Source organism: Janthinobacterium sp. PSPC3-1, assembly GCF_049896105.1.
Lineage (GTDB): Bacteria > Pseudomonadota > Gammaproteobacteria > Burkholderiales > Burkholderiaceae_D > Janthinobacterium.
In genome coordinates, this window is sequence record NZ_JAFCTQ010000002.1 from 457,971 (window position 1) to 479,484 (window position 21,514).

General features: G+C 64.2%; 19 protein-coding genes. 9 read left to right on the top strand and 10 right to left on the bottom strand.

Annotated features, from left to right (window positions below; translation table 11 throughout):
• Positions 1-28: 28 nt before the first annotated feature.
• From ACP7B7_RS04350 to ybaK, 3 genes are all read right to left on the bottom strand, one after another.
• On the bottom strand, positions 29-694 hold the full coding sequence (locus ACP7B7_RS04350; RefSeq protein WP_426075858.1) for a DsbA family oxidoreductase: 666 nt from the start codon (positions 692-694) through the stop codon (positions 29-31).
• An 88-nt stretch (positions 695-782) separates the two neighbouring features.
• Positions 783-1,388: a glycerol-3-phosphate 1-O-acyltransferase PlsY gene (gene plsY, locus ACP7B7_RS04355; protein ID WP_426075881.1), complete on the bottom strand. Its 606-nt coding sequence runs from the start codon at positions 1,386-1,388 to the stop codon at positions 783-785.
• Between the two features lie 124 nt (positions 1,389-1,512).
• A complete protein-coding gene (gene ybaK / locus ACP7B7_RS04360) occupies positions 1,513-2,004 on the bottom strand; it encodes a Cys-tRNA(Pro) deacylase (protein ID WP_426075859.1) in 492 nt (163 codons plus the stop codon).
• Between the two features lie 37 nt (positions 2,005-2,041).
• On the opposite strand from ybaK, the gene ACP7B7_RS04365 reads away from it, so the two are divergent.
• Both ACP7B7_RS04365 and ACP7B7_RS04370 read left to right on the top strand, forming a co-directional pair.
• On the top strand, positions 2,042-3,034 hold the full coding sequence (locus ACP7B7_RS04365) for an endonuclease/exonuclease/phosphatase family protein (RefSeq protein WP_426075860.1): 993 nt from the start codon (positions 2,042-2,044) through the stop codon (positions 3,032-3,034).
• Positions 3,031-3,564, top strand: a complete 534-nt coding sequence (locus ACP7B7_RS04370; RefSeq protein ID WP_426075861.1) for a hypothetical protein — start codon at positions 3,031-3,033, stop codon at positions 3,562-3,564. Before ACP7B7_RS04365 ends, ACP7B7_RS04370 begins: the two co-directional genes overlap by 4 nt.
• 11 nt (positions 3,565-3,575) lie before the next feature.
• Here the strand turns inward: ACP7B7_RS04370 and ACP7B7_RS04375 are convergent, their stop codons facing one another.
• Positions 3,576-6,092: an EAL domain-containing protein gene (locus ACP7B7_RS04375; RefSeq protein ID WP_426075862.1), complete on the bottom strand. Its 2,517-nt coding sequence runs from the start codon at positions 6,090-6,092 to the stop codon at positions 3,576-3,578.
• 293 nt (positions 6,093-6,385) lie between these two features.
• Here ACP7B7_RS04375 and ACP7B7_RS04380 point away from each other — a divergent pair, with 293 nt between their 5' ends.
• Both ACP7B7_RS04380 and ACP7B7_RS04385 read left to right on the top strand, forming a co-directional pair.
• Positions 6,386-7,636: an efflux RND transporter periplasmic adaptor subunit gene (locus tag ACP7B7_RS04380; RefSeq protein WP_426075863.1), complete on the top strand. Its 1,251-nt coding sequence runs from the start codon at positions 6,386-6,388 to the stop codon at positions 7,634-7,636.
• A 3-nt stretch (positions 7,637-7,639) separates the two neighbouring features.
• A complete protein-coding gene (locus tag ACP7B7_RS04385) occupies positions 7,640-10,768 on the top strand; it encodes an efflux RND transporter permease subunit (RefSeq protein WP_426075864.1) in 3,129 nt (1,042 codons plus the stop codon).
• A 62-nt stretch (positions 10,769-10,830) separates the two neighbouring features.
• Here the strand turns inward: ACP7B7_RS04385 and ACP7B7_RS04390 are convergent, their stop codons facing one another.
• From ACP7B7_RS04390 to ACP7B7_RS04400, 3 genes are all read right to left on the bottom strand, one after another.
• Entirely contained in the window at positions 10,831-11,043 is a 213-nt protein-coding gene (locus ACP7B7_RS04390) for a hypothetical protein (RefSeq protein ID WP_426075865.1), read from the bottom strand.
• 81 nt (positions 11,044-11,124) lie between these two features.
• Positions 11,125-12,042, bottom strand: coding sequence for a site-specific tyrosine recombinase XerD (gene xerD / locus ACP7B7_RS04395; RefSeq protein WP_426075866.1), 918 nt, complete (start codon positions 12,040-12,042; stop codon positions 11,125-11,127).
• Positions 12,043-12,559: 517 nt separating this feature from the next.
• Positions 12,560-13,552: a TRAP transporter substrate-binding protein gene (locus tag ACP7B7_RS04400; protein ID WP_426075882.1), complete on the bottom strand. Its 993-nt coding sequence runs from the start codon at positions 13,550-13,552 to the stop codon at positions 12,560-12,562.
• 133 nt (positions 13,553-13,685) lie between these two features.
• On the opposite strand from ACP7B7_RS04400, the gene ACP7B7_RS04405 reads away from it, so the two are divergent.
• Both ACP7B7_RS04405 and ACP7B7_RS04410 read left to right on the top strand, forming a co-directional pair.
• A complete protein-coding gene (locus tag ACP7B7_RS04405; protein WP_426075867.1) occupies positions 13,686-15,710 on the top strand; it encodes a sensor histidine kinase in 2,025 nt (674 codons plus the stop codon).
• Between the two features lie 35 nt (positions 15,711-15,745).
• Positions 15,746-16,330 (top strand): response regulator transcription factor, encoded by a 585-nt coding sequence (locus tag ACP7B7_RS04410; protein ID WP_308924556.1) that lies wholly within the window; start codon positions 15,746-15,748, stop codon positions 16,328-16,330.
• A gap of 130 nt (positions 16,331-16,460) precedes the next feature.
• On the opposite strand, the gene ACP7B7_RS04415 is transcribed toward ACP7B7_RS04410, so the two are convergent.
• Together ACP7B7_RS04415 and ACP7B7_RS04420 are read right to left on the bottom strand one after the other, a co-directional pair.
• Positions 16,461-17,288, bottom strand: a complete 828-nt coding sequence (locus ACP7B7_RS04415) for a siderophore-interacting protein (RefSeq protein ID WP_426075868.1) — start codon at positions 17,286-17,288, stop codon at positions 16,461-16,463.
• A 23-nt stretch (positions 17,289-17,311) separates the two neighbouring features.
• On the bottom strand, positions 17,312-17,869 hold the full coding sequence (locus tag ACP7B7_RS04420) for a PadR family transcriptional regulator (protein ID WP_426075869.1): 558 nt from the start codon (positions 17,867-17,869) through the stop codon (positions 17,312-17,314).
• A gap of 223 nt (positions 17,870-18,092) precedes the next feature.
• Between ACP7B7_RS04420 and ACP7B7_RS04425 the strand changes: the two genes are divergently transcribed.
• Entirely contained in the window at positions 18,093-18,470 is a 378-nt protein-coding gene (locus tag ACP7B7_RS04425) for a DUF3052 family protein (RefSeq protein ID WP_426075870.1), read from the top strand.
• On the opposite strand, the gene queG is transcribed toward ACP7B7_RS04425, so the two are convergent.
• Positions 18,467-19,558 (bottom strand): tRNA epoxyqueuosine(34) reductase QueG, encoded by a 1,092-nt coding sequence (gene queG, locus ACP7B7_RS04430; protein ID WP_426075871.1) that lies wholly within the window; start codon positions 19,556-19,558, stop codon positions 18,467-18,469. The two genes, ACP7B7_RS04425 and queG, sit on opposite strands and share 4 nt — an antisense overlap.
• Positions 19,559-19,652: 94 nt before the next feature.
• Here queG and tsaE point away from each other — a divergent pair, with 94 nt between their 5' ends.
• Together tsaE and ACP7B7_RS04440 are read left to right on the top strand one after the other, a co-directional pair.
• On the top strand, positions 19,653-20,141 hold the full coding sequence (gene tsaE, locus ACP7B7_RS04435; RefSeq protein ID WP_426075872.1) for a tRNA (adenosine(37)-N6)-threonylcarbamoyltransferase complex ATPase subunit type 1 TsaE: 489 nt from the start codon (positions 19,653-19,655) through the stop codon (positions 20,139-20,141).
• Positions 20,105-21,514 carry an N-acetylmuramoyl-L-alanine amidase gene (locus ACP7B7_RS04440; protein ID WP_426075873.1) on the top strand — a complete coding sequence of 470 codons (1,410 nt, stop codon included), beginning with the start codon at positions 20,105-20,107 and terminating at the stop codon, positions 21,512-21,514. Before tsaE ends, ACP7B7_RS04440 begins: the two co-directional genes overlap by 37 nt.

Genomic DNA, 21,514 nt, shown 5'->3' on the forward strand with positions numbered 1-21,514 from the left:
GCGCGCGCCATTGGTGCGCAGGTGCAACTTACTCTTGCGTGATGATCTGGCGCAAAGCCTGTTCAAACACTTCCGGTGGCTGGCCGCCGGAAATCAGGTGGCGTTCGTTGATGATGATCGCTGGCACCGAGCTGATGCCGTTTTGCTGGTAGAACTGTTCACGCGCGCGCACTTCGTCGGCATACTGGCCCGAGGTCAGGATTTCCAGCGCCGTGTCCGGATCGAGCCCCGCATCGGCGGCGGCCTTGACCAGCACCTCGTGCGAGGACGGGTCCTGGCCCTGCGTGAAATAGGCGTCGAACAGGGCCATTTTCAGTTCGCGCTGGCGCCCGGCCAGTTCGGCCCAGTACAGCAAGCGGTGCGCGTCGAAGGTATTGTAGATGCGGCCGCGCTTGTCCATGGAGAAAGTAAAACCCAGGGACTCGCCACGGGCGCGGATCGCTTCGCGCGACTGCGCCATCTGTTCCGGCGTGGAGCCATATTTTTGCGCGATATGTTCGCCGATATCCTGGCCTTCGGGCGCCATGTTGGCGTTCAATTCAAACGGCTGGAAATGGATTTCGGCCGCCACCGTGTCTTGCAGGGTGGACAGCGCCTGCTCCAGCGATTTCAGGCCGATCACGCACCAGGGGCAGGAGACGTCGGAGACGAAATCGATACGGACGGGGGTGGGAGTGGAAGCGGGGGTGGTCATGAGGCAGCCTTTGCGCGAGTCGGTGGCGGCCGCACCGCGCGGCGCCGCAAGCCATCCATATGCGTGCGGGCCGGCCAATATCAAGGATTTACTTTTTCTTTGCCGCGTCCTTCTTGGCGCCGATTTTGCTCTCCTTGCCAGAAAGCAAGTTGGCGATATTCTGGCTGTGGCGGTAGGCCAGCAGCACGCTCATCACCACCACCGACAGCAAAATCGCATCGACGCCGAACAGCAGGCCATAGTAGAACGGCGCGAACAGGGCCGCCACCAGCGCCGCCAGCGAGGAGTAGCGGAAAGCGTAGGCGATGATCAGCCAGGTGGCCAGGGTCGCCAGGCCCAGCCAGGGATTGATGCCCAGCAACACGCCCAGCGCCGTGGCGACGCCCTTGCCGCCGACAAAGCGGAAGAACACGGGCCACAGGTGGCCCAGGAAGACCGCGATGGCGACCAGCGCCACGGCGGTGTCGCCCACGCCCAGGTCCGCCGCAAACCGGTCGGCCAGGAACACGGCCAGCCAGCCCTTGGCGCCGTCGCCCAGCAGGGTCATGATGGCGGCGCCTTTATTGCCGCTGCGCAGCACGTTGGTCGCGCCCGGATTCTTCGAGCCATAGGTGCGCGGATCGGCGATGCCGTACACCTTGCTCATCACCACGGCGAACGAGATCGAGCCGAGCAAGTAAGCGGCCACTGTCATCGCCAAGTTTGTGATTACTGGATTCATTTCTTCCCTTAATTATGTTTATTGCATCAGCATCGGGGCTGGCGCAGCAGAATATACACCAGCGCCCGGTGCAAGGACAGGGCGCTGGCGCATTTCCTTAATCCTGCAAGGCGCAATGCACCGGCTTGGCGTTCAGCACATCGAGCAGCACCTGTGGCGCCAGCGCGACGAGAAAGCCGCGCCGTCCGCCGTTGATATAGATGCGCGGCAAGGCCAGGATGCTTTCCTCGACGTAGACCGGCATGGCTTTTTTGGTGCCGAACGGCGAGGTGCCGCCGATCATGTAGCCGGAATGGCGCTGCGCCACTTCGGGCTTGCACGGCTCGACCGACTTGCAGCCGATGGCGCGCGCCAGGTTCTTGGTCGACACCTTGCAGTCGCCATGCATCAGCACGATCAAGGGCTTGGCGGCCTCGTCCTGCATCACCAGGGTCTTGATCACCTCGTGTTCGGGCACGCCGAGTTCGCGCGCCGAGACGCTGGTGCCGCCGTGTTCCTCGTAGGGATAGGGACATTCGTCGAAGGCGACCTGGTGCTTGCGCAGCAGCTGCGTCGCCTGCGTTTCTGAAATATGCTCTTTTTTAGCCATGCGTGATACGCTGATCGTTCAGTGAGGAGTGCTAATTATGCAGCAAGAAATACGCTTTGCCACCTTCAATGTCTGCAATCTTGCCCCGCCGGGCGCCAGGCTGTATGACAATCTGGCGCCCTTGAGCCCGGAACAGTACGACGCCAAGGCGGAATGGACGGCGCACCAGATCGATCTGCTCGATGCCGACGTGATCGGTTTCCAGGAAGTGTTCTCGCAGGCGGCCCTGCGCGACGTGCTGTCGCGCACGCGCCACTACCGCGACGCCGTGCAGGCCGGCTACGATGCGCCGGACGGCCCCGAGCGCCTGCTGCCGACCGTGGCGCTGGTGTCGCGCCTGCCGCTGGCCGGCCCCAGCGTGGCCTATGCCGACTTTCCCGCCGGCGTGGCGATGCCGGCCGATGGCCATCCGGAAGACACCACCCTGTCGCGTTTCGCCCGTCCGCCCCTCCATGTGCAGGTGATCTTGCCTGGCGGCCATATCACCGACGTGCTGGTCGTGCATCTGAAATCGCGCCGGCCCGACTACCGCCATGGCGACGGCGCCGACGCGCGCAGCTATGCGCTGGCCAACCTGCGCTCGCTGCAGCGGCGCGGCGCCGAAGCGGTGGCGCTGCGCGTGCTGGTCAGCGATCTGGGCACCAGTGGCCGGCCCTGCATCGTACTGGGCGACTTCAACGATATCGCCAACGCCGTCACCACCTCCATCGTGATGGGCGCCGGCGCGCCGTGCGAACCGGGCGCCGACCTGCCGGAAATGCGCGAGCGCCTGTACGACTGCAACGCCATCCAGCTGCGCCAGGACTACCTGCGCCATGTCGGCTACACCAATGTGCACGACAGCACGTACATGACGATCGACCATATCCTCGTCTCCGAGCACTTCCACCCCGCCTCGCCGCGCGCCATCGGCGCGGTGCAGGACGTGCTGTATGTGAACGACCACCTGCTGCAGGCGCTGCCGCAGGCCTCGGACCATGGGCAGGTGGTGGCACGCATCAAGCTGCTGAACATCGTCAATGATGCATGATGGCCAATCGCTCCCTGTCGACAAAAGTCACGGCCGTCCTCCTGACGGTATTGACTGCTAATTGCTACGCCAGCAATACCGGCAATAAAGCCTTCAAGGCCATTTATGTCGACAAGACAAATAACGTCCATCTGGTTTTTCATGATGGCAGGGACAAGAAAATCAGCAGCGGCGGCAATGCGGCAAATGCAACCCTGGCGCCAGACAACAGCTATGCGGCATGGCTGGTGCTCAATGCCTGGATAGCGGAAGGCGATGCCGGACCGAGTGCCAGCCGGCTGGCCATTTACCGCAATGGCCAGCTTCGCTACATCAAGTGCGAGCCCTTCATCCGCGACTACTGGTTCTGGATGGGAGGACGGCAGATTGCCATTGATTGTGGCGGCAGGCATTTTGCCGGCACGCTGAAACTGTACGACGCGCAGACGCTGCGCACTATCGATGCCATCGCCCAGGCGGACGTCCCGGAAGAGCAGCGCCCTGCCTGGTCCCGACCCGACAGCGACAAGGCAACCGCCGTGCCTCCTTGAGCACCGCCACCTCAGGCAGCCAATAGTTTCCCCAGCACGCTGCCCTCGACCTGCGCGCTGGCATGGCGGCCCTGGTACAAGTCGCAGCCCTGCTCTTGCAGGTAAGCCAGCTGTTGCGCCGTTTCCACGCCTTCGGCGATCACCAGCAAGTGCAGCTGGCGCGCCATGGCGATGATGGTGGCGGCCACCGTCAGGTCGTCGCCTTGCAGGAACGAAGGATCGATCTTCAGCTTGTCGACCGGGTACTGGCGCAGCGTGCCCAGGCGTGAATAGCCGGTGCCGAAGTCGTCGATGCTGATGGTGACGCCCAGCGCGCGCAGCTGCGCCAGCATGTCCATCAGGCGCGCGCCGCCTTTCATCAGGATGCTTTCCGTCACTTCCAGCGTCAGGCAGGCGGGCGGCAGGCCGGCGTCCTGCAGCGCTTCCTGCACGCTGTGCAGCAGGTTGTTCTGCATGCACTGCGCGGCGGACAGGTTGACGCAGACGGCCAGCGAATAGCCCGCGTCATGCCAGGCGCGGGCGCGCAGGCAGGCCTGGCGCAGGACCCAGCCGCCGATCCGCACCATCAGGCCGCATTCCTCGGCCACGGCGATAAAGCGCTCGGGCAGCAGCAGGCCCAGCTGCGGGTGGCGCCAGCGCAGCAGCGCCTCGCAGGCAACCACCGCGCCGCTGGCGATGGCGATCACGGGCTGGCATTCGAGCACGAATTCATGCGTGTCCAGCGCCGCGCGCAAATCGTGTTCCAGGCTGGCGCGTTCGACGATATGGGCGTTCATGTCAGCGTTAAAGAACTGGAAATTGTCGCGGCCGCGGCCCTTGGCGTGGTACATGGCGACATCGGCGTTATGCATCAGGGCGTCGATGCTGTCGCCGTCGCCGGGAAACACCGACACGCCAATCGAGGCCGACACGTGCAGTTCGTATTCGCCCAGCTGATAGACCTGGGTCACGGCCTGCAGCACGCTGGCCGCCACGTGGGCCACCTGGTCGGCGCCGCCCACTTCGGCCAGCACGATGACGAATTCATCGCCGCCGTGGCGGCTGACCGTATCGACCCCGCGCACGCAGCGCACCAGGCGCCGCGCCACTTCCTTGAGCAGCAAATCTCCCACATGGTGGCCCATGCTGTCGTTGACATGCTTGAAGTGGTCGAGGTCCAGGTACAGCACCGCCAGCATGTGCAGCTTGCGCCGCGCGGCGGCCAGCGCCAGCGACAGCCGGTCGCGCAGCAGCACGCGGTTCGGCAGGTCGGTCAAAAAATCATGTTCGGCCAGGTGGCGCGTCTGTTCCTCGTCTTTCTTGCGCTCGCTGATGTCGAGCAGGATGGCCATGTAGTTACTGGGCTGGCCCGTGTGGTCGCCGATGGCGGTGATCGACAGCCAGGCCGGATACGGCGCGCCGGCCTTGCGCGGCGCCAGGAGTTCGCCCTGCCAATGGCCGTCACGCAGCACCGACTCCCACGCCTGCCCCAGCACCGCTTGCTGTTCGGCGCTGGCGATATCGACGAACCGCCGTCCCCGCAGGTCTTCCAGGCGATAACCGCTGATTTCGCTGTAGGCGCAATTCATGCTGAGCACCTGCTGCTGTTCGTCCATGACGACGATGGCCTCGTGCGCATGTTCGACTACCTGCGCGGCCAGGTGGAACGCCCGCTCGGCCTGCTTGCGCGCGGAGATATCGCGCACCACGGCATAGAACAGATAAGTGTGGTCGAGGGTGACCGAGGTCAGCAGCACTTCGCCCCAGAACAGCTGGCCCAGGCAAGTCAGGTAACGCCATTCGTGGCGGCAATTGCCGTCCGCGTGGGCCCGGGCCGCCATCTGCGTGCCCAGCACGGCCGAGAGTTCACCGCCCGGCTGGCGCAGCGGTGAAAAATCGCTGAGGCGCCGCCCCAGCAGGCGCTGCCGGTCTTCGCACTGGAACAGGGCCACCGCAGCCGGATTGGCTTCGGCGATATGCTCGTCGCGCAGCAGCACGATGGCATCGGCCGATTTGTCGTACAACTGGCGAAAGTTGTCAGCCATCAGCAGCAGCGCACCGACCGGCATGCCGGCCTGGCTGCCGGCCGTGAGCTCGACATCGATGCACACCACATGGCGCACCAGGCCTTCGTCCAGCAGCGGGAACAGGGTGGAGCAGAAGCAGCGCGGACCGGCGCCATCGGCGGCGATCTGCCACAAGCGCGCCGGCCTGGCCTTGCCGCCGGCCAGCACGAGTGCCAGTTCCGGTCCGAAGCCGTCGGCCAGTTCGCCGGCAAACCCGGGCGAGGCGGCGGGCGCCAGGCTGGCCCAGGCCTGGCCGGCGGCCTGTTCGACACTGATGCCGTACAGGCGCGCGGCACCCGGACTCCAGTAGCGCACGATGCCGTCGCGGTCGATGCCGCGCACCGCCATGCCGGGCGCCTGCTCGACGGCGGCGACGATAATGGCCAGGAAATCGAGCGCCTGGCCGGCCAGCCCGGTGTCAACCGGGGCGCACGCCAGCAAACGGCCCGGCGACGCGGCGGGCCTGGCAATCCGCTCAACCATGCGTTCCCCCTTCCGCTACACGGCCCGCCCGGTGGCGCAACCATCGCCCCCATTCTTGCCCGCCAGCGTATCGGCTTATTGAGACTGCACAAGCATCGGGCCCCGTCCCTGTCGCATCCAACTGCATTCCAGCCCCGTTTTTGTGCAATCTGTCGCATGGGACTGGCATGCGGAGTGCAATCTTCATAAAGTGGCAATATGCGTACCGCCGTGAACGGCAGCCCTGGCAGGCGTGCCATGGCTGCCCGCCACGACGGTGCGCTACCCGAATGCCCATTCTATAAAAGTATCCTATGAAAAACGAGACAACGCCCCCGACCCCGCCCTTGCCTTTTTCCGCCACCCGGCGCCCGCGCCGCTGGCGCGCGCCCGTGCTGATCCTGCTGGTGCTGGGCCTGGCGGGTGGCGGCTGGACCGTGATGCAGTCAAAACAGCAATCGGCCAAGGCGGCCGAAGCGCAGGCGGCCAGGAAAAAGGAACAGGCCAAGGCGCCCGTGCATGAACTGGCGCAGGGTGACGTGGCCGCCATCGCCGCGCGCGCTCTCTCCGTCAGCCTGCCCTTGTCCGGTTCGCTGGCGCCCTTGAACCAGGCCACCATCAAGGCCAAGGTGTCCGGCGAAATCCGCGAGACCACGGTGCAGGAGGGCCAGCAGGTATCGAGCGGCCAGGTGCTGCTGCGCCTGGACGCGGCCGACCAGCGCGCGCGCCTGACGCAGCAGCAGGCCATGCTCGACGAAGCGCAGGCGCGCCTGTCGATGGCCAGCAAGAACGAAGCGAACAGCCAGGCGCTGCTCAAGCAAAAATATATTTCGCAGACCGCCTACGACACGACGCAGAACTCGGTCGACCTGGCGCGCGCCAGCGTCAAGTCGGCCGCCGCCATGGTGGAGATCGCCCGCATCGCGCTGGCCGACACCGTGATCCGTGCGCCGATGGCCGGCATCGTCAGCAAGCGCCATGTGCAGGCCGGCGAAAAGGTTGCGCCCGACATGCCCGTCTACACCATCGTCAACCTGGCGCAGCTGACCCTGGAGGCGCCGGTGCCGAGTGCGGAAATCCCGCGCATCAAAATTGGCCAGGAAGTGCGCTTCAAGGTCGACGGTTTTGGCGCGCGCGACTTTACCGGCAAGGTGGCGCGCATCAACCCCACCACCGAAAGCGGCTCGCGCGCCATGCTGGTGTATATCGCGGTCGACAATGGCGACGGCGCCCTGCGCGGCGGCATGTTCGCCAAGGGCAGCATCGTCACCGAACGCTCGATCGTCGCGCCGATGGTGCCCTTGACGGCCTTGCGCACGGAAAAACACGGCACCGTGGTCTACGCCGTGGTCGACAACAAGGTGGTCGCGCAGAACGTCACCCTGGGTCTGCGCAACGAGGACGAAGGCTATGCGGAAGTCAAGGAAGGGCTGGCGGCCGGCACCAGAGTGATCGTCGCCAGGCTCGATGGCGTGAAACCCGGCCATGGCGTGACCTTTGGTGCAACACCCGCTCCTGCCACGGCGACCGCCACGCCACCGGCCGCGCCGGCACCGAAAGGCTGAACCATGTGGATGACCAAAGTCAGTATCCAGAACCCCGTGTTCGCCACCATGGTCATGGTGGCGCTGGTGGTGCTGGGGATCTTCTCGTACCGCGGCCTGGGCGTGGAAAGCATGCCCAGCGTGCAGTTCCCGTTTGCCGCGATTGAAGTGAATTACCCGGGCGCTTCGCCCGAAGCGGTGGAAAACGACATCACGCGCCCTATCGAAGACGCCGTCAACACCGTCAGCGGCATCAAGACCATCCGCGCCAACTCGTGGGAAGGGCGCGCCGGCGTCTACCTGGAATTCGAGCTGTCGACCAATATGGACAAGGCGATGCAGGACTTGCGCGACAAGGTGGCCCTGGTGCGCCCGCGCTTCCCGAAAGAAGCCAAGGACCCGTTCATCGCGCGCGCCGAAGGCGACAACGAACGCCCGATCGCCACCATCGTATTGACCTCGACCGGGCATGACCTGCGCGAACTGTCGACCATGACGGAACAGGTGATCAGCAAGCGCTTCCAGAGCGTGGCCGGGGTGGGCCAGGTCAAGCTGCGCGGCCTGCGCGCGCGCCAGATTCTGATCAGCATGAAGCCGGTCGAACTCAATGCCCAGGGCATCGGTGTCGATGAAGTGATCCGCGCCATCCAGGCCACCAATACCAACCTGCCGGCTGGCTCGATCAGCCATGGCGCCGCCGAGCAGCTGGTGCGGGTGGAAGGCAAGATCAAGGATGCGCGCGAGTTCGGCAAGATCATCGTCGCGCGGCGCGCCGTCGGCCCGGTCTACCTGGACCAGGTGGCCACCGTGGTCGATGGCGAGCAGGAAGAGCTGTCGATCTCGCGCATGAACGGCCAGCAGGCCGTGACCATGGAAATCACCAAGGTGCAGGACGCCAACGTGGTCGAAGTGGGCACCGGCATCCTGAAAGTGGCGGCCGACCTGCAAAAGACGCTGCCGGCCGATATCAGCCTGCGGGTGCTCGATGACGAATCGGAGCGCGTGCAAAGCCAGCTCAATAACGTCAAGCGCACCATTATCGAAGGCGCGGTGCTGACCATGGTGATCGTGTTCCTGTTCCTGCACTCGTGGCGCAGCACCATCATCACCGGCCTGACCCTGCCGATCTCGGTGCTGGCCAGCTTTATCGCCATGAAGGCGTTCGGTTTTACCCTGAATTTTTTGACGCTGATGGCGCTCTCCCTGTGCATCGGCCTGTTGATCGACGACGCCATCGTGGTGCGCGAAAACATCGTGCGCCACCTGGGCATGGGCAAGAACCACTACAAGGCGGCCAACGACGGCACCAACGAGATTGGCCTGGCCGTGATGGCCACCACCTTTGCCATCGTCGCCGTGTTCGTGCCGGTGGCCTTCATGGACGGCATTATCGGCCGCTTCTTCCTGCAATTCGGCATCACCGTGGCGGTGGCCGTGCTGGTATCGCTGTTCGTCAGCTTCACGCTCGACCCGATGCTGTCGTCGGTCTGGCGCGACCCGGTCAAGGACCGCTTCAAGTATGCGCCATGGCTGGGCGGCTTCATGGCCTGGCTGGAAACCGGCATCGACCGCCTGCACGTCTGGTACGGCAAGGTGCTGGCGCTGGCCCTGCGCTGGCGCAAGACCACCCTGGCCACGGCCGTGGCGCTGTTCGTGGGCAGCCTGATGCTGGTGCCGATGATCGGCGGCGAGATGTTCCCGGAAACCGACCAGGGCTGGATCAACCTGCGCTTCAAGACGCCGGTCGGCTCCAGCCTGGAATACACCGACAGCAAGGTGCGGCAGATCGAGCAGGCCTTGAAGGAATTCCCCGAAATCGACAGCCTGGTGGCCAACGTCGGCACCCAGGATGGCCGCAACGCCGCCGAAGTCAATCTGAAACTGCTCGATGTGAAAACCCACCAGCGCCGCTCGCAGCAGGAACTGGAAAAGCTGATCCGCGAACGCCTGGCGCCGATCGCCGGCATCACCCTGTCGGTAGGCCAGCGGCCGATCTTTATCGCCATTCTGGGCACCGATGAAGGCAAGCTCGATGCGGTGGCCCACACCCTGATGGACAAGATGCGCACCATCAAGGGCCTGGCCGACATGGAATACAGCCAGGAAGGCGCCAACCCGTCGACCACCATCAAGATCAACAACGAGCTGGCCAGCGACCTGGGCCTGTCGGTGCAGCAGATCGGCAATGCGCTGCGCCCGTTTGTTGCCGGCGACACCGTCAGCCACTGGCTGGCGTCCGACGGCCAGAACTATGACGTCAACGTGCAGCTGCCGAAATCGGGCCGCCAGAAAGTGGCCGACCTGGCCGACCTGTCGCTGGCGTCCAGCAAGCTTGACGCCAGCGGCAAGCCGATCATGATCCCGCTGCGCCAGGTGGTCGACTTCGTGCCCTCGTCCAGCCCGCAAGTGCTGAAACGCCAGGCGCTGCAGCGCCGGGTCGCCATCTATGCCGGCGTGCAGGGCCGCCCGGCCGGCGATGTCGACGCCGATGTGCAAAAGGCCATCAAATCGATCGCCCTGCCTCCGGGCGTGCGCTTCGACGTGGCCGGCAATGCGCAGCAGATGGCCGAAACCATGGGTGGCGCGATGATGGCGCTGGGCATCGCGGTGATCTTCATCTACCTGGTGCTGGCCTCGCAGTTCGGCAGCTTCTTGCAGCCGGTCGCCATCATGGTGTCCTTGCCGCTGTCCCTGATCGGTGTGCTGCTGGCCTTGCTCATTACCGGCAGCACCCTGAATATCTTCTCGGTGATCGGCTTTATCATGCTGATGGGGCTGGTGACCAAGAACGCGATTTTGCTGGTCGACTTTACCAACCAGCGCCAGCGCGAAGGGCTGGGGCAGTTCGAGGCGCTGATGGAAGCGGGGCAGGTGCGCTTGCGGCCGATTCTGATGACGACCCTGGCGATGGTGTTCGGCATGCTGCCGATGGCGATCGGCATGGGCGACGGCGGCGAATCGCAGGCGCCGATGGGGCGCGCCGTGATCGGCGGCGTGATCACCTCGACCCTGTTGACCCTGGTGGTGGTGCCGGTGGCCTACACCTACCTCGACAGCCTGGGCAAGCGCGCGGCGCGCTTCTTTGGCGGCGGTGCGCACGAGCCCGAGACGGAAAACGATGGCAAGGTCACGACCATCGGCGGCGTCCACTGACGCTGCGCAGGATCGCCTTCACCGTCCCCGCATTGGCGGGGACGACGCGGCGGCAAGAACAATTACTGCGGCTGGGCTGGTGCGCCGCCGGCTTCGGCGGCGTCATCGGCGGCATCGCCCTCTTCGCCCTCTTCATCTTCAGGCGCCTCTTCGCTGCCATCGGCCGGCTTCGGATTGTTTTTCGCTTCCAGCTTGCGCCTGGCTTTTTCCTCGGCTTTCTTCTTCTTTTCCAGCTCTTTTTGCCGTTTTTCGTATTGGAAATTTGTCTTGGCCATTTACTACCTCTTTAATGTTTTGTTGTGACAGATAAGCGCACTAGCCACATTATGACGCAGTTAGGGCAAATGCAAAAATGTTCAGCCTCGCGGATGATGCGCGGCATGCAGCAGTTTCAATCGTTCGCGCGCCACATGGGTATAGATCTGCGTGGTGGAGATATCGGAGTGCCCCAATAACAATTGCACGACGCGCAAGTCGGCGCCGTGGTTCAGCAGATGCGTGGCAAACGCGTGGCGCAAGGTGTGCGGCGACAGCGGCGACGTAATGCCCGCGTGCATCGCGTGTTTCTTGATGATCACCCAGAACATCTGCCGCGTCATGGCGCCGCCACGGCGCGTGACGAACAGGGCGTCATCCATCTGGCCGTCGAGGATGACGGCGCGCGCCTCTTTCAAATAGCGCTCGATCCAGCGCCGCGCCTGCTCGCCGAACGGCACCAGCCGCGTCTTGTCGCCCTTGCCCGTGATGCGCAGCACGCCGTCGTTCAGGCTCAGTTCCACCGCTTTCAGGTCCACCAGTTCCGACACGCGCAGGCCGCTCGCATACATCAGTTCGAGCATCGTACGCTCGCGCAGGCCCAGCGGCGTGGCGACGTCGGGCGCGGCCAGCAACGCTTCCACCTGCGCTTCGCTGAGGGTATGCACGAAGCGCGTCGGCTGTTTGGCCGACACCAGCTTGAGGCAAGGGTCCAGCGTGATGTGCTTGTGGCGCAGCGCCAGCTGGTAAAAGCGCTTGAGCACCGACAAGCGGCGGTTCGACGAGGTCGCCTTGCTCTCCTCGTGGCGTGCGGTGAAATACGCTTCGATGTCGGCGGTGGCGACGTCGTACAGGTTGTCGCGGCCGGGCCGGTTCACTTCCAGCCAGCGCGCGAACAGGCGCATGTCGCGCCGGTAGGCGTCGAGCGAGTTTTTCGACAGGCCGTCTTCCAGCCACAGGCTGTCGCAGAACTCATCGATCAGGGTGGCGTTGTCGGGTGCAAGCAGGCTGTTCATCATCGGCGCGGTCGCGATCAAAACATTAAATGTGGCAAATATACAACTCAGGCTGACTTGTCATGCACCAGAAAGTGGCGCACGCACGATTATGCATGCACCAAGGCCGGGCTGGTACTTGTCTGCGGCGGACGAAAAAAAAGCGCACCAGCTGGTGCGCTTCAAATATTGCTTCACGTTCCCGGTCGTTTGGGTCCGCCGGTGCCGGCTTGTGGCCGCAGACAGCTATGACTCAACAACTTCTGTGAAACGTGTGTCTCCTCAATATATCCCCGGTATCAATACCGTTTTTATAGCCACTCCCCCACCAACTTTGTGACCAATTCTGTGTTGCCGTCTTGCTACCGGGCTGTATAAGCTTATACGTGTTTCCCCGTAACGCTGCTCATCATAACGTATTTAATCTTCAGGATCGACTTTTTTTGCACCATCACAGGGAGCCGTGTTCGCCAGGCAAAAGGCACTGGCGCAAGCGCGGCAAATTGTGGTATGTCACAGAATTGTCACATTTATCTGAATCTTATTTGGCGCTTTCGCGGTTGATGGCCGAAATCCATTCCTTGCCGATGCGCTGCTCCATGCTTTTCTGCACCGGCGCCAGCGCGCGGCGCCACTCGGCCTGCTCCTGCACGCTCAAGGTGTAGATCTGCGTCTTGCCGCTCTTGCGGATCGCTTCCAGCGCCTTGTCGTTGTCGCTCTGGGCGATCGCCTTTTCAAACGTGGTCGCCTCCTTCATGGCTTTTTCCAGCTGGCTGCGGATATCGGATGGCAGCCCATCCCAGAACTTCTTGTTGACGATGACGGCGTATCCCAGGTAGCCGTGGTTCGAGACGGTCAGGTGCTTTTGCACTTCATGCATCTTTTGCGTGTACATATTGGAAGGCGGGTTTTCCGTGCCGTCGACCACCCCCGTCTGCAAGGCGCGATACGCTTCCGAAAACGCCAGCGCCTGCGGATTGGCGCCCAGCGCGCGCATTTGCGCGTCGAGCACGTTCGACGACTGGATGCGCATTTTCAGGCCCTTGAAGTCGGCCGGGTGGTGCAGCGGGCGGTTGGCCGACATCACCTTGAAGCCATTGTCCCAGTAGGCCAGGCCCGTGATGCCCTTCGGTTCGAGCTTTTTCAGCAGCCCCTTGCCGATGTCGCCTTCGGTGACGTTGTACAGGGCCGTCTTGGTGGGGAAGATATACGGCAGGTCGAAGACTTCGAATTCCTTCACGCCCAGCGGGCCGAACTTGGCCAGCGAGGGCGCCAGCATCTGCACCGCGCCCAGCTGCAGCGCTTCGAGTTCTTCCTTGTCCTTGTACAGCTGGCTGTTCGGATACAGGTCGATGCGGACCTTGCCGCGCGTGGCTTTTTCGGCCAGCAGCTTGAAGCGTTCGGCGGCCTGGCCTTTCGGCGTATCAGGCGCCACCACGTGGCTGAATTTGATGACGATGGTCGCTTGCGCGTGGGCCGGGCCGATCGCGCCGGTACCGATCGCCAGCCAGAACAGGGCCAGCATGGATTTCATGTGCATTGCAGTCTCCGTGGCGAAAACAGATGCCTTATTATGGATCTGCGCCGATAATGTGCGAAATAATGGAACAACACCACTGTGGTTAACCACACTGGCACTACCCCGATAACGCGCTACCCTGCGAGCCATGAAAAATCCGCCCACCCTTGCGCGCCGCCTGCAGTTTACCAGCCCCGTGCGTTGGCTGCTGCCGGTGCTGCTGCTGCTGCTGTTCCTGTCCGTGCTGTTCTGGCTGCCCTGGCAGGCCCGCCAGATGGAAAGCAACGAGCGCCAGGAGCAGCTGATCGCCGATACCTTGTGGGTCGAGCAGACCATCCGCTTCCAGCTGGCGCGCAACGAGGAAAGCCTGTTCAACCTGGGCGCCGACATCGCCAAGGGCGTGCTGCCGGCGTCCAGCGTGCATGAACGACTGCAGCAGATGCTGCGCAACGGGCGCGAACTGCAGCGCGTGATCTGGCTCGACACCGAAGGCCAGGTCCGCGCTTCGAGCGACCATACCCTGAGCCAGGAGACCCATTTTTCGCCGCTGTCGCTGACGGCCGGCGACAATGCGCGCCGCCTGCACCGGGGCCAGTACGCCCAGCCGGCGCAGCAGAGCGGCTTTCCCGACGCACCGCCCGGCGCCATGCTGATGGATTACCACCAGCCCTTGTACAACGGCCAGCACTATATCGGCAGCCTGGTGGCCACCTACCAGGTCAGCAGCCTGCTCGATGAAATGGTGCCCTGGTGGTTCGCCCAGGACAACCAGATTTCGCTGATCGACCGCGACGACAAGGTGCTGGCGCGGCGCGCCGCCGCCGGCCCTGGCCACGGCGTGTACACCCACAAGCGCGCGCTCGACGTGCCGGGCGCGAATATCACCCTGTTTACCGACAGCGTGAAAAGCCAGCCCAAGCTGCTGCCCAACCTGCTGGTCGGCTCCGTCATCGCGCTGTCGCTGGGTTTGCTGTGGAGCCTGCTGGCCCTGTGGCGCCATATCTCGCGCCGCCTGACGGCCGAAGGCGCGCTGCGCCAGCAGATGCTGTTTCGCACGGCGATGGAAAATTCGCTGGTCACCGGCATGCGCGCGCGCGACCTGGAAGGCCGCGTCACCTACGTGAATCCGGCCTTCTGCCAGATGGTCGGCTACAGCTCGGAAGAAATCCTCGGCCGACTGCCGCCGATGCCCTACTGGGCGCCCGAGGCAATGGATGAATACCAGCAGCGCTTCGCCAAGGCGCTGGCCGGCAATGTCACGCCGCAGTTCGAAACCCACTTCCAGCGCCCGGACGGCACCCGCGTGCCGGTGCTGATCTTCGAGGCGCCGCTGGTCGACAAGAACGGCAAGCAGACCGGCTGGATGGGTTCCGTACTCGATATCTCGGACCGCAAGCGGGTCGAGGAACTCAATCGCCAGCAGCAGGAAAAGCTGCAGACCAGTTCGCGCCTGGCCACCATGGGCGAGCTGGCGTCGATGCTGGCGCATGAACTGAACCAGCCGCTGGCCGCCATTTCCAGCTACACCACGGGCGCGCTGAACCTGATCACCCGGGCCAGCGACAGCGGCCAGCCGGTGCAGCCGAACACCCTGAAGCCGGCGCTGGAACAGGCCAGCGCGCAGGCGCAGCGGGCCGGCCAGATCATCCGCAGCGTGCACGATTTCGTGCGCAAGAGCGAGCCGCAGCGCCAGGACGTCGATATCCGCACCCTGGTCGACGGCATCCGCGCGCTGATCGACCTGCAGGCGCGCAAATTCTATGTCACCATCCTGGAAGAACTGCCGCCCGAACTGCCGCTGCTGCATGCCGATCCGGTGATGATCGAACAAGTACTGCTGAACCTGACGCGCAACGCCATCGAGGCGATGCAGGACGCGGCGCCCGGACGGCGTATCATGCGCCTGCGCGCCAGTTACGACGCGCGGCAGGAAATGGTGACGGTGGACGTGATCGACCAGGGCCACGGCATACCGGCCGACGTGGCGGAACGGCTGTTTTCGCCGTTTTTCTCGACCAAGGCCGAAGGCATGGGCATGGGCCTCAATATCTGCCGCACCGCCATCGAGTTCCATGGCGGCGCGCTGACTTTTGGTGCGAACCCGGCCGGCGGCACCATCTTCACCTTCAGCGTGCCGGCCGTGCCGCGCGCCGCGGAAACGCATAACCACTAACGCATAACGACAGCAACGCTGTCACCGGAGAGACCATGCTGCATATTATCGACGACGAAGAAGTAGTGCGCGATTCCCTGTCCTGGCTGGCCGCCTCGCGCAGCATCGAGGCACGCAGCTACGCCAGCGGACAGCAGTTCCTCGACAGCCTCGACGGCACGTTTGACGAACAGGGCGACTGCGTGCTGCTCGACGTGCGCATGCCCGACATGAACGGCATCGCCCTGTTCGACCAGCTGGTCAAGCGCGACCTGACGGCGCGCCTGCCGGTGATTTTCCTCACCGGCCACGGCGACGTGCCGATGGCGGTCGACAGCCTGAAACGGGGCGCCTTCGATTTTTTTGAAAAGCCGTTCAACGACAACGACCTGATGGACCGCGTGCAGCAAGGCCTGGCCAATTCGCGCCAGGCCGGCGAACTGGCCGCCGTGCACGCGCGCCTGGCCACCCTGTCGACGCGCGAGCGCGAAGTGCTGGACCTGATTTTGGCCGGCAAGATGAACAAGGTGGTGGCCGACAAGCTGGGCATCAGCATGCGCACGGTGGAAGTGCACCGCGCGCATATCTTCGACAAGATGCAGGTCAAGACGGCGGTGGAGCTGGCGGGGTTGTTGAAGTGATAGCGGTGATGCTGCGGGTGGTGTCGGATTACGCTGGCCTGCGGCCAGCTAATCCGACCTACGGCGTCATTTACAGCGTAGGTCGGGTTAGGCCGCAGGCCGTAACCCGACACCACCACCGGCGTATGCATCAATCATCATGCCGCTCATGATGCTCGGCCGCCCCATGCTTCCAGTAACTGGCCACGTGCAAATGCTGCTTCGGCACGCCGGCGTCGATAAAGTGACCACGCAAACCCTGCACCTGCGCATGCTCGCACGCCACCCACACATAGCCGTCGCCCACTTGCGGCAAGGCGATCCTGCGCAGCGCTTCCAGCAATAGCGCGCCGCTGCGACCATTGCGCCCGACCCAGTGAATATCGACCTGCGCTGACGATTCCAGCGCCAGCTGCTCGCCGTCATCCACGGTTTCAATCACGGCAATCGCGCGCGCGCCGGCCGGCAGTTGTTCCAGGCGCCGTGCGATGGCCGGCAGGGCCGTCTGGTCGCCGACCAGCACATACCAGTCGAAGTCGAGCGGCACCACCATCGAGCCGCGCGGCCCGCCCACGCCCAGGGTGTGGCCCGGTGCCGCCTGCGCGGCCCAGGTCGATGCCGGCCCGTCGCCATGCAGCACGAAGTCGATCTCGAGCTCGCCCTTGAGCGGGTCGTGGCGGCGCGGCGTGTAGTTGCGGGCGATCGGGCGCGCGCCTTCGGCGTACTGGACCGGGTTGGCGCCATTGCCCAGGGTCGGGAATACCGGCCGCGTGTCGCCGGGCGCGGGGAAAAACAGTTTCACGTGGTCGTCGTGCGACGGCGACACGAAGCCTTCCAGGTCGCCGCCGGCCAGGGTGATGCGGCGCATGTGCGCCGTCAGTTCCTCGGTGCGCACCACGGTCAGCACGCGCAGTTTCAATTCATGGCGCAGGCGTTCGATGGTGTGCGGGCGCGGGGGAGTGTTTGCTGCTTCAGTCATGGTCTATCCTTTTTCTGTGGCGTTCAGTGGCCGTCGACGATCTCGTTGGCGGCTTTTTCGAGGATCGCGGCCACTCTGTCGGTCTGCTCGTCGCTCCAGCTGGTTTTGTTCAGCAGCAGCGCGTGCTTCAGCGTGTGCATGGCCTGGTGCAGGCGCTCGGGCAGCGCGCGGCGCGCCTGTGCCCGGGCGAACATGTCGAGGCGGGCCAAAATGCCGTCGACCTGGGCACGGTTCGCGTCGAGATGCGCGCGGCCCAGTTCGGTGATGGTGTACAGTTTCTTGCCATTGCCGCTGTCCGACGCCGTCACCTGGTCCTGCTCTTCGAGCAGGGTCAAGGTCGGGTAGACGGCGCCCGGGCTGGGTGCATAGGCGCCGGCGCAACGCTCTTCGATGGCCTTGATGATTTCATAACCGTGGCGCGGGCTGATCTCGATCAGCGCCAGCACGATCAGGGGCAGGTCGCCGCGGCCAAACACGCGCTCGGCCCGTTCGCCACGGCCGCCGGGTCCGCCGCGCCCCATGCCATCGCCGCGTTCGCCGCCGTTGCCGTCGAAGCCCCCGCGTGGACCGCGGCCGTGCATGTCCATGCGCTCATGACGATGGTGGTGATGATGGCCGCAATCGCCGTGTTGATGATGATGGTGATGATGGTGGCCGCCCTGGCCTTGTTCTCTATGCTGTGAGTTTCTCATGTTGTCTCTTCTTTAAAGATATATCGTTAGTAGGTATCGTCATTTTATAACGATATATCGATAAGTCAAGGAGAAATTTGCTATCCTCGCCTTTTCATCCTCGGGAGGCGCCATGGCGGACAAGACGGTCGCAGAAAAAATGTATGTGAAAAATGCCGGGACCCTGGCCGTGCTCAACGACCTTGGAGAACATGCGGCACTGCTGGCCACGCTGCCGGCCGAACGCATGGCGGGCGCAGGGCAAGCGGCCGACTGGCTGCTGCTGTTCGCGCGTAGCCGGGCCGAGCTGGAACAGCATTTGCCACCGGCGCAGGCGCGCCTGGCGCCGGGCGGCGCGCTGTGGGTCGGCTATATCAAGGGGGGAGTCAAGGCGGGCAGCGATATCGATCGCGACAGCATCCGCGCATACGCGCAGGTGCTGGGCCTCGATAGCGTGGCGATGATCGCCATCGACGCGCGCTGGTCGGCGCTGAGATTGAAGCAGGGCTAACTGATGCCGTGCAGCGCCAGCGCCCATTCGACATGCTCGCGCACGATCCCGGACGGATGGTCGCGCCGCGACAGCAGCGCCGCGACGATGTCGGGCTGTCCCCTGGCCTTGGCCGCCGCATTGCCCATGCCGACGGCCAGGTTGCGCAGCCAGCGTTCGTGGCCGATGCGGCGGATCGCGCTGCCTTCCATGCGGCGGTTGAACTCTTCTTCGGTCCAGGCGAACAGTTCGACCATGCCGGCACTGCCCAGGCTGTGGCGCTCGTCGAAATCGGGCACCACGGCGCGCTGGGCGAACTTGTTCCACGGGCAGACGGTCTGGCAATCGTCGCAGCCATACACCTTGTTGCCGATCAGCGGGCGCATCTCGACGGGGATCGCGCCCTTCAGTTCGATGGTCAGGTAGGAGATGCAGCGGCGCGCGTCGAGCTGGTGCGGCCCCAGGATGGCCTGCGTCGGGCAGACGGTAATGCAGGCCGAGCACTGGCCGCAGTGCGGCGTTTCGGGCGCGTCGACCGGCAGCGGCACGTCGACCAGGATCTCGCCGAGGAAAAAGAAGGAGCCGCCCTGGCGGTTGATCAGCAAGGTGTGCTTGCCGCGCCAGCCCAGGCCCGCCTTGGTGGCCAGCTCGACTTCCATCACGGGCGCCGAATCGCTGAACACGCGGTAGCCGAAGTCGCCGATCTCGCCCTTGATGCGTTCGGCCAGCTGCTGCAATCGCGAGCGCATCACCTTGTGGTAGTCGCGGCCGCGCGCATACACCGAGATCACGGCCGCCGTCGGATCGGCATCGCGCGCCGCTTCCTGCGCGCGCCAGTCCGGGCCCAGCGCCGGCGGCAGGTAATTCATGCGCGCGCTGATGGCGCGCACCGTGCCCGGCACCAGTTCGGCCGGGCGCGCACGCTTCATGCCGTGGCTGGCCATGTAGTCCATCTCGCCGTGATACCCTGCGTCCAGCCAGGCCTGCAAGGGTGCCTCCATGTGCGACAGGTCGACGTCGGCGATGCGCACATCGGCAAAACCGAGCTCGCGCCCCCATTGCCTGATGGTGCGCGCTAAAGCAGCGAGATCGGTGACGGTGGCGGACATAGGAAACTTTACGAAGTGCGGCAGGGGCGCTGGCGGTTACAATGACTGATGCGCGCAGGCGCAGCGGCCTCTATTTTATGCGATACCGACGACCATGACAGAACACTTCAAAGCCCATCTTCACGATGAAGCCGGCACGGCCGCCTTGGGCGCCGCCCTGGCGCGCGCGCTGGCGCCGGGAATGGCGATCTATCTGCACGGCGACCTGGGCGCCGGCAAGACGGCCCTCACGCGCGCCCTGCTGCATGCGGCAGGCCACGCCGGCCACGTGAAAAGCCCGACCTATACCCTGTCCGAACCCTACACCGTCCAACTGGACGGCCAGGCGGTGCAGGTGATCCACTTCGACCTGTACCGCATGGGCAGCGCGGAAGAATTCCTCGACGCCGGTTTTCGCGAAGACTTCGACGGCCATAACATCTGCATCATCGAGTGGCCGGAAAAAGCCTATCCGGTGCTGCCGCCGGCCGACCTCGATATTTACCTGAACGTTGCGGGCGCAGGCCGTGATGTAGAATTGCAAGCGTCTTCTGAATTGGGTCTGTCATGCCTCCAACGTCTCAAATTCGCCCCGAACCTTTGATATCGTCGCCGATCACACGGCGTACGGTACTGAAGGCCGGCGGCACCCTGCTGTTGTCCGTGTTCGCGCCGATGTCGGCGATGGCGGCGCAAATCCTCGCCGTGCGCGTCTGGCCGGCCGACGACTACACCCGCGTCACGCTGGAAAACGACAGCATCCTGAAGGCCACCCACTTTATCGTCAAGGACCCGGAACGGCTGGTGGTCGACATCGAGGGACTGGAACTCAATCCCACGCTCAAGGGCCTGGTGGCCAAGATCCAGTCGAACGACCCGTATATCAAGCAGGTGCGCGTGGGCCAGAACCGGCCCAACGTGGTGCGGCTGGTATTCGACCTGAAGGAAGAAGTGCGCCCGCAGCTGTTTACCCTGCCGCCGGCCGGCTCCTACAACCACCGCCTGATTTTCGATTTGTATCCGGTGCAGGAACCGGACCTGATCGCGCAGATGATCGAAAAAGGCGACTGGTCGAGCGACCCGGGCAAGCCCTTGATGAGCGATACGCACACGCCGCCACCGGCGCTGCCCCTGCCCGACAGCGGCAAGCCACCGCTGGTGGTGGTGATACCGGGCGTGCCGGCCACGCCCACGCTGCCGGCGATCCGGCCCGACGTGCGCCCGGAACAGCGTCCCGAAGCACGCCCCCAGCCGGGCCAGAAAGTGGTGCGCATGATTACGGTGGCGCTCGACCCCGGCCATGGCGGCGAGGACCCGGGCGCCAGCGGGCGCCGCGGCAGCCGCGAAAAAGACGTGGTGCTGGCGATTGCCAAGCGCCTGAAAGCCAAGCTGGAACTGCTGCCGAACATGCGCGTGATGCTCACGCGCGACGCCGACTTCTTCGTGCCGCTCGGCATGCGGGTGGAAAAAGCGCGCAAGGTGCAGGCCGACCTGTTCGTCTCCATCCACGCCGACGCCTTCGTGCAGCCGACCGCGCGCGGCTCGTCGGTGTTTGCGCTGTCCGAAAAAGGCGCATCGTCGAGCGCCGCGCGCTGGCTGGCCGACAAGGAAAACCAGGCCGACCTGATCGGCGGCGTGAATGTGGGCAACCACGACAAGCAGCTGGCCAGCGTGCTGCTCGACCTGTCGACCACGGCGCAGATCAATGACAGCATGAAGCTGGGTGCGGCCGTGCTGCGCGAAATTGGCGGCATCAACCGCCTGCACAAGGGCTCGGTCGAGCAGGCCGGCTTCGCCGTGCTGAAAGCGCCCGACATCCCCTCCATCCTGATCGAGACCGCCTTCATCTCCAATCCGGAAGAAGAAGCCAAGCTGACCGACAACGGCTACCAGGACCAGATGGCCGACGCCATCGTCACTGGCATCAAGAATTATTTTGCGAAAAATCCGCCGCTGGCGAAAAGCCGCATGACCTGA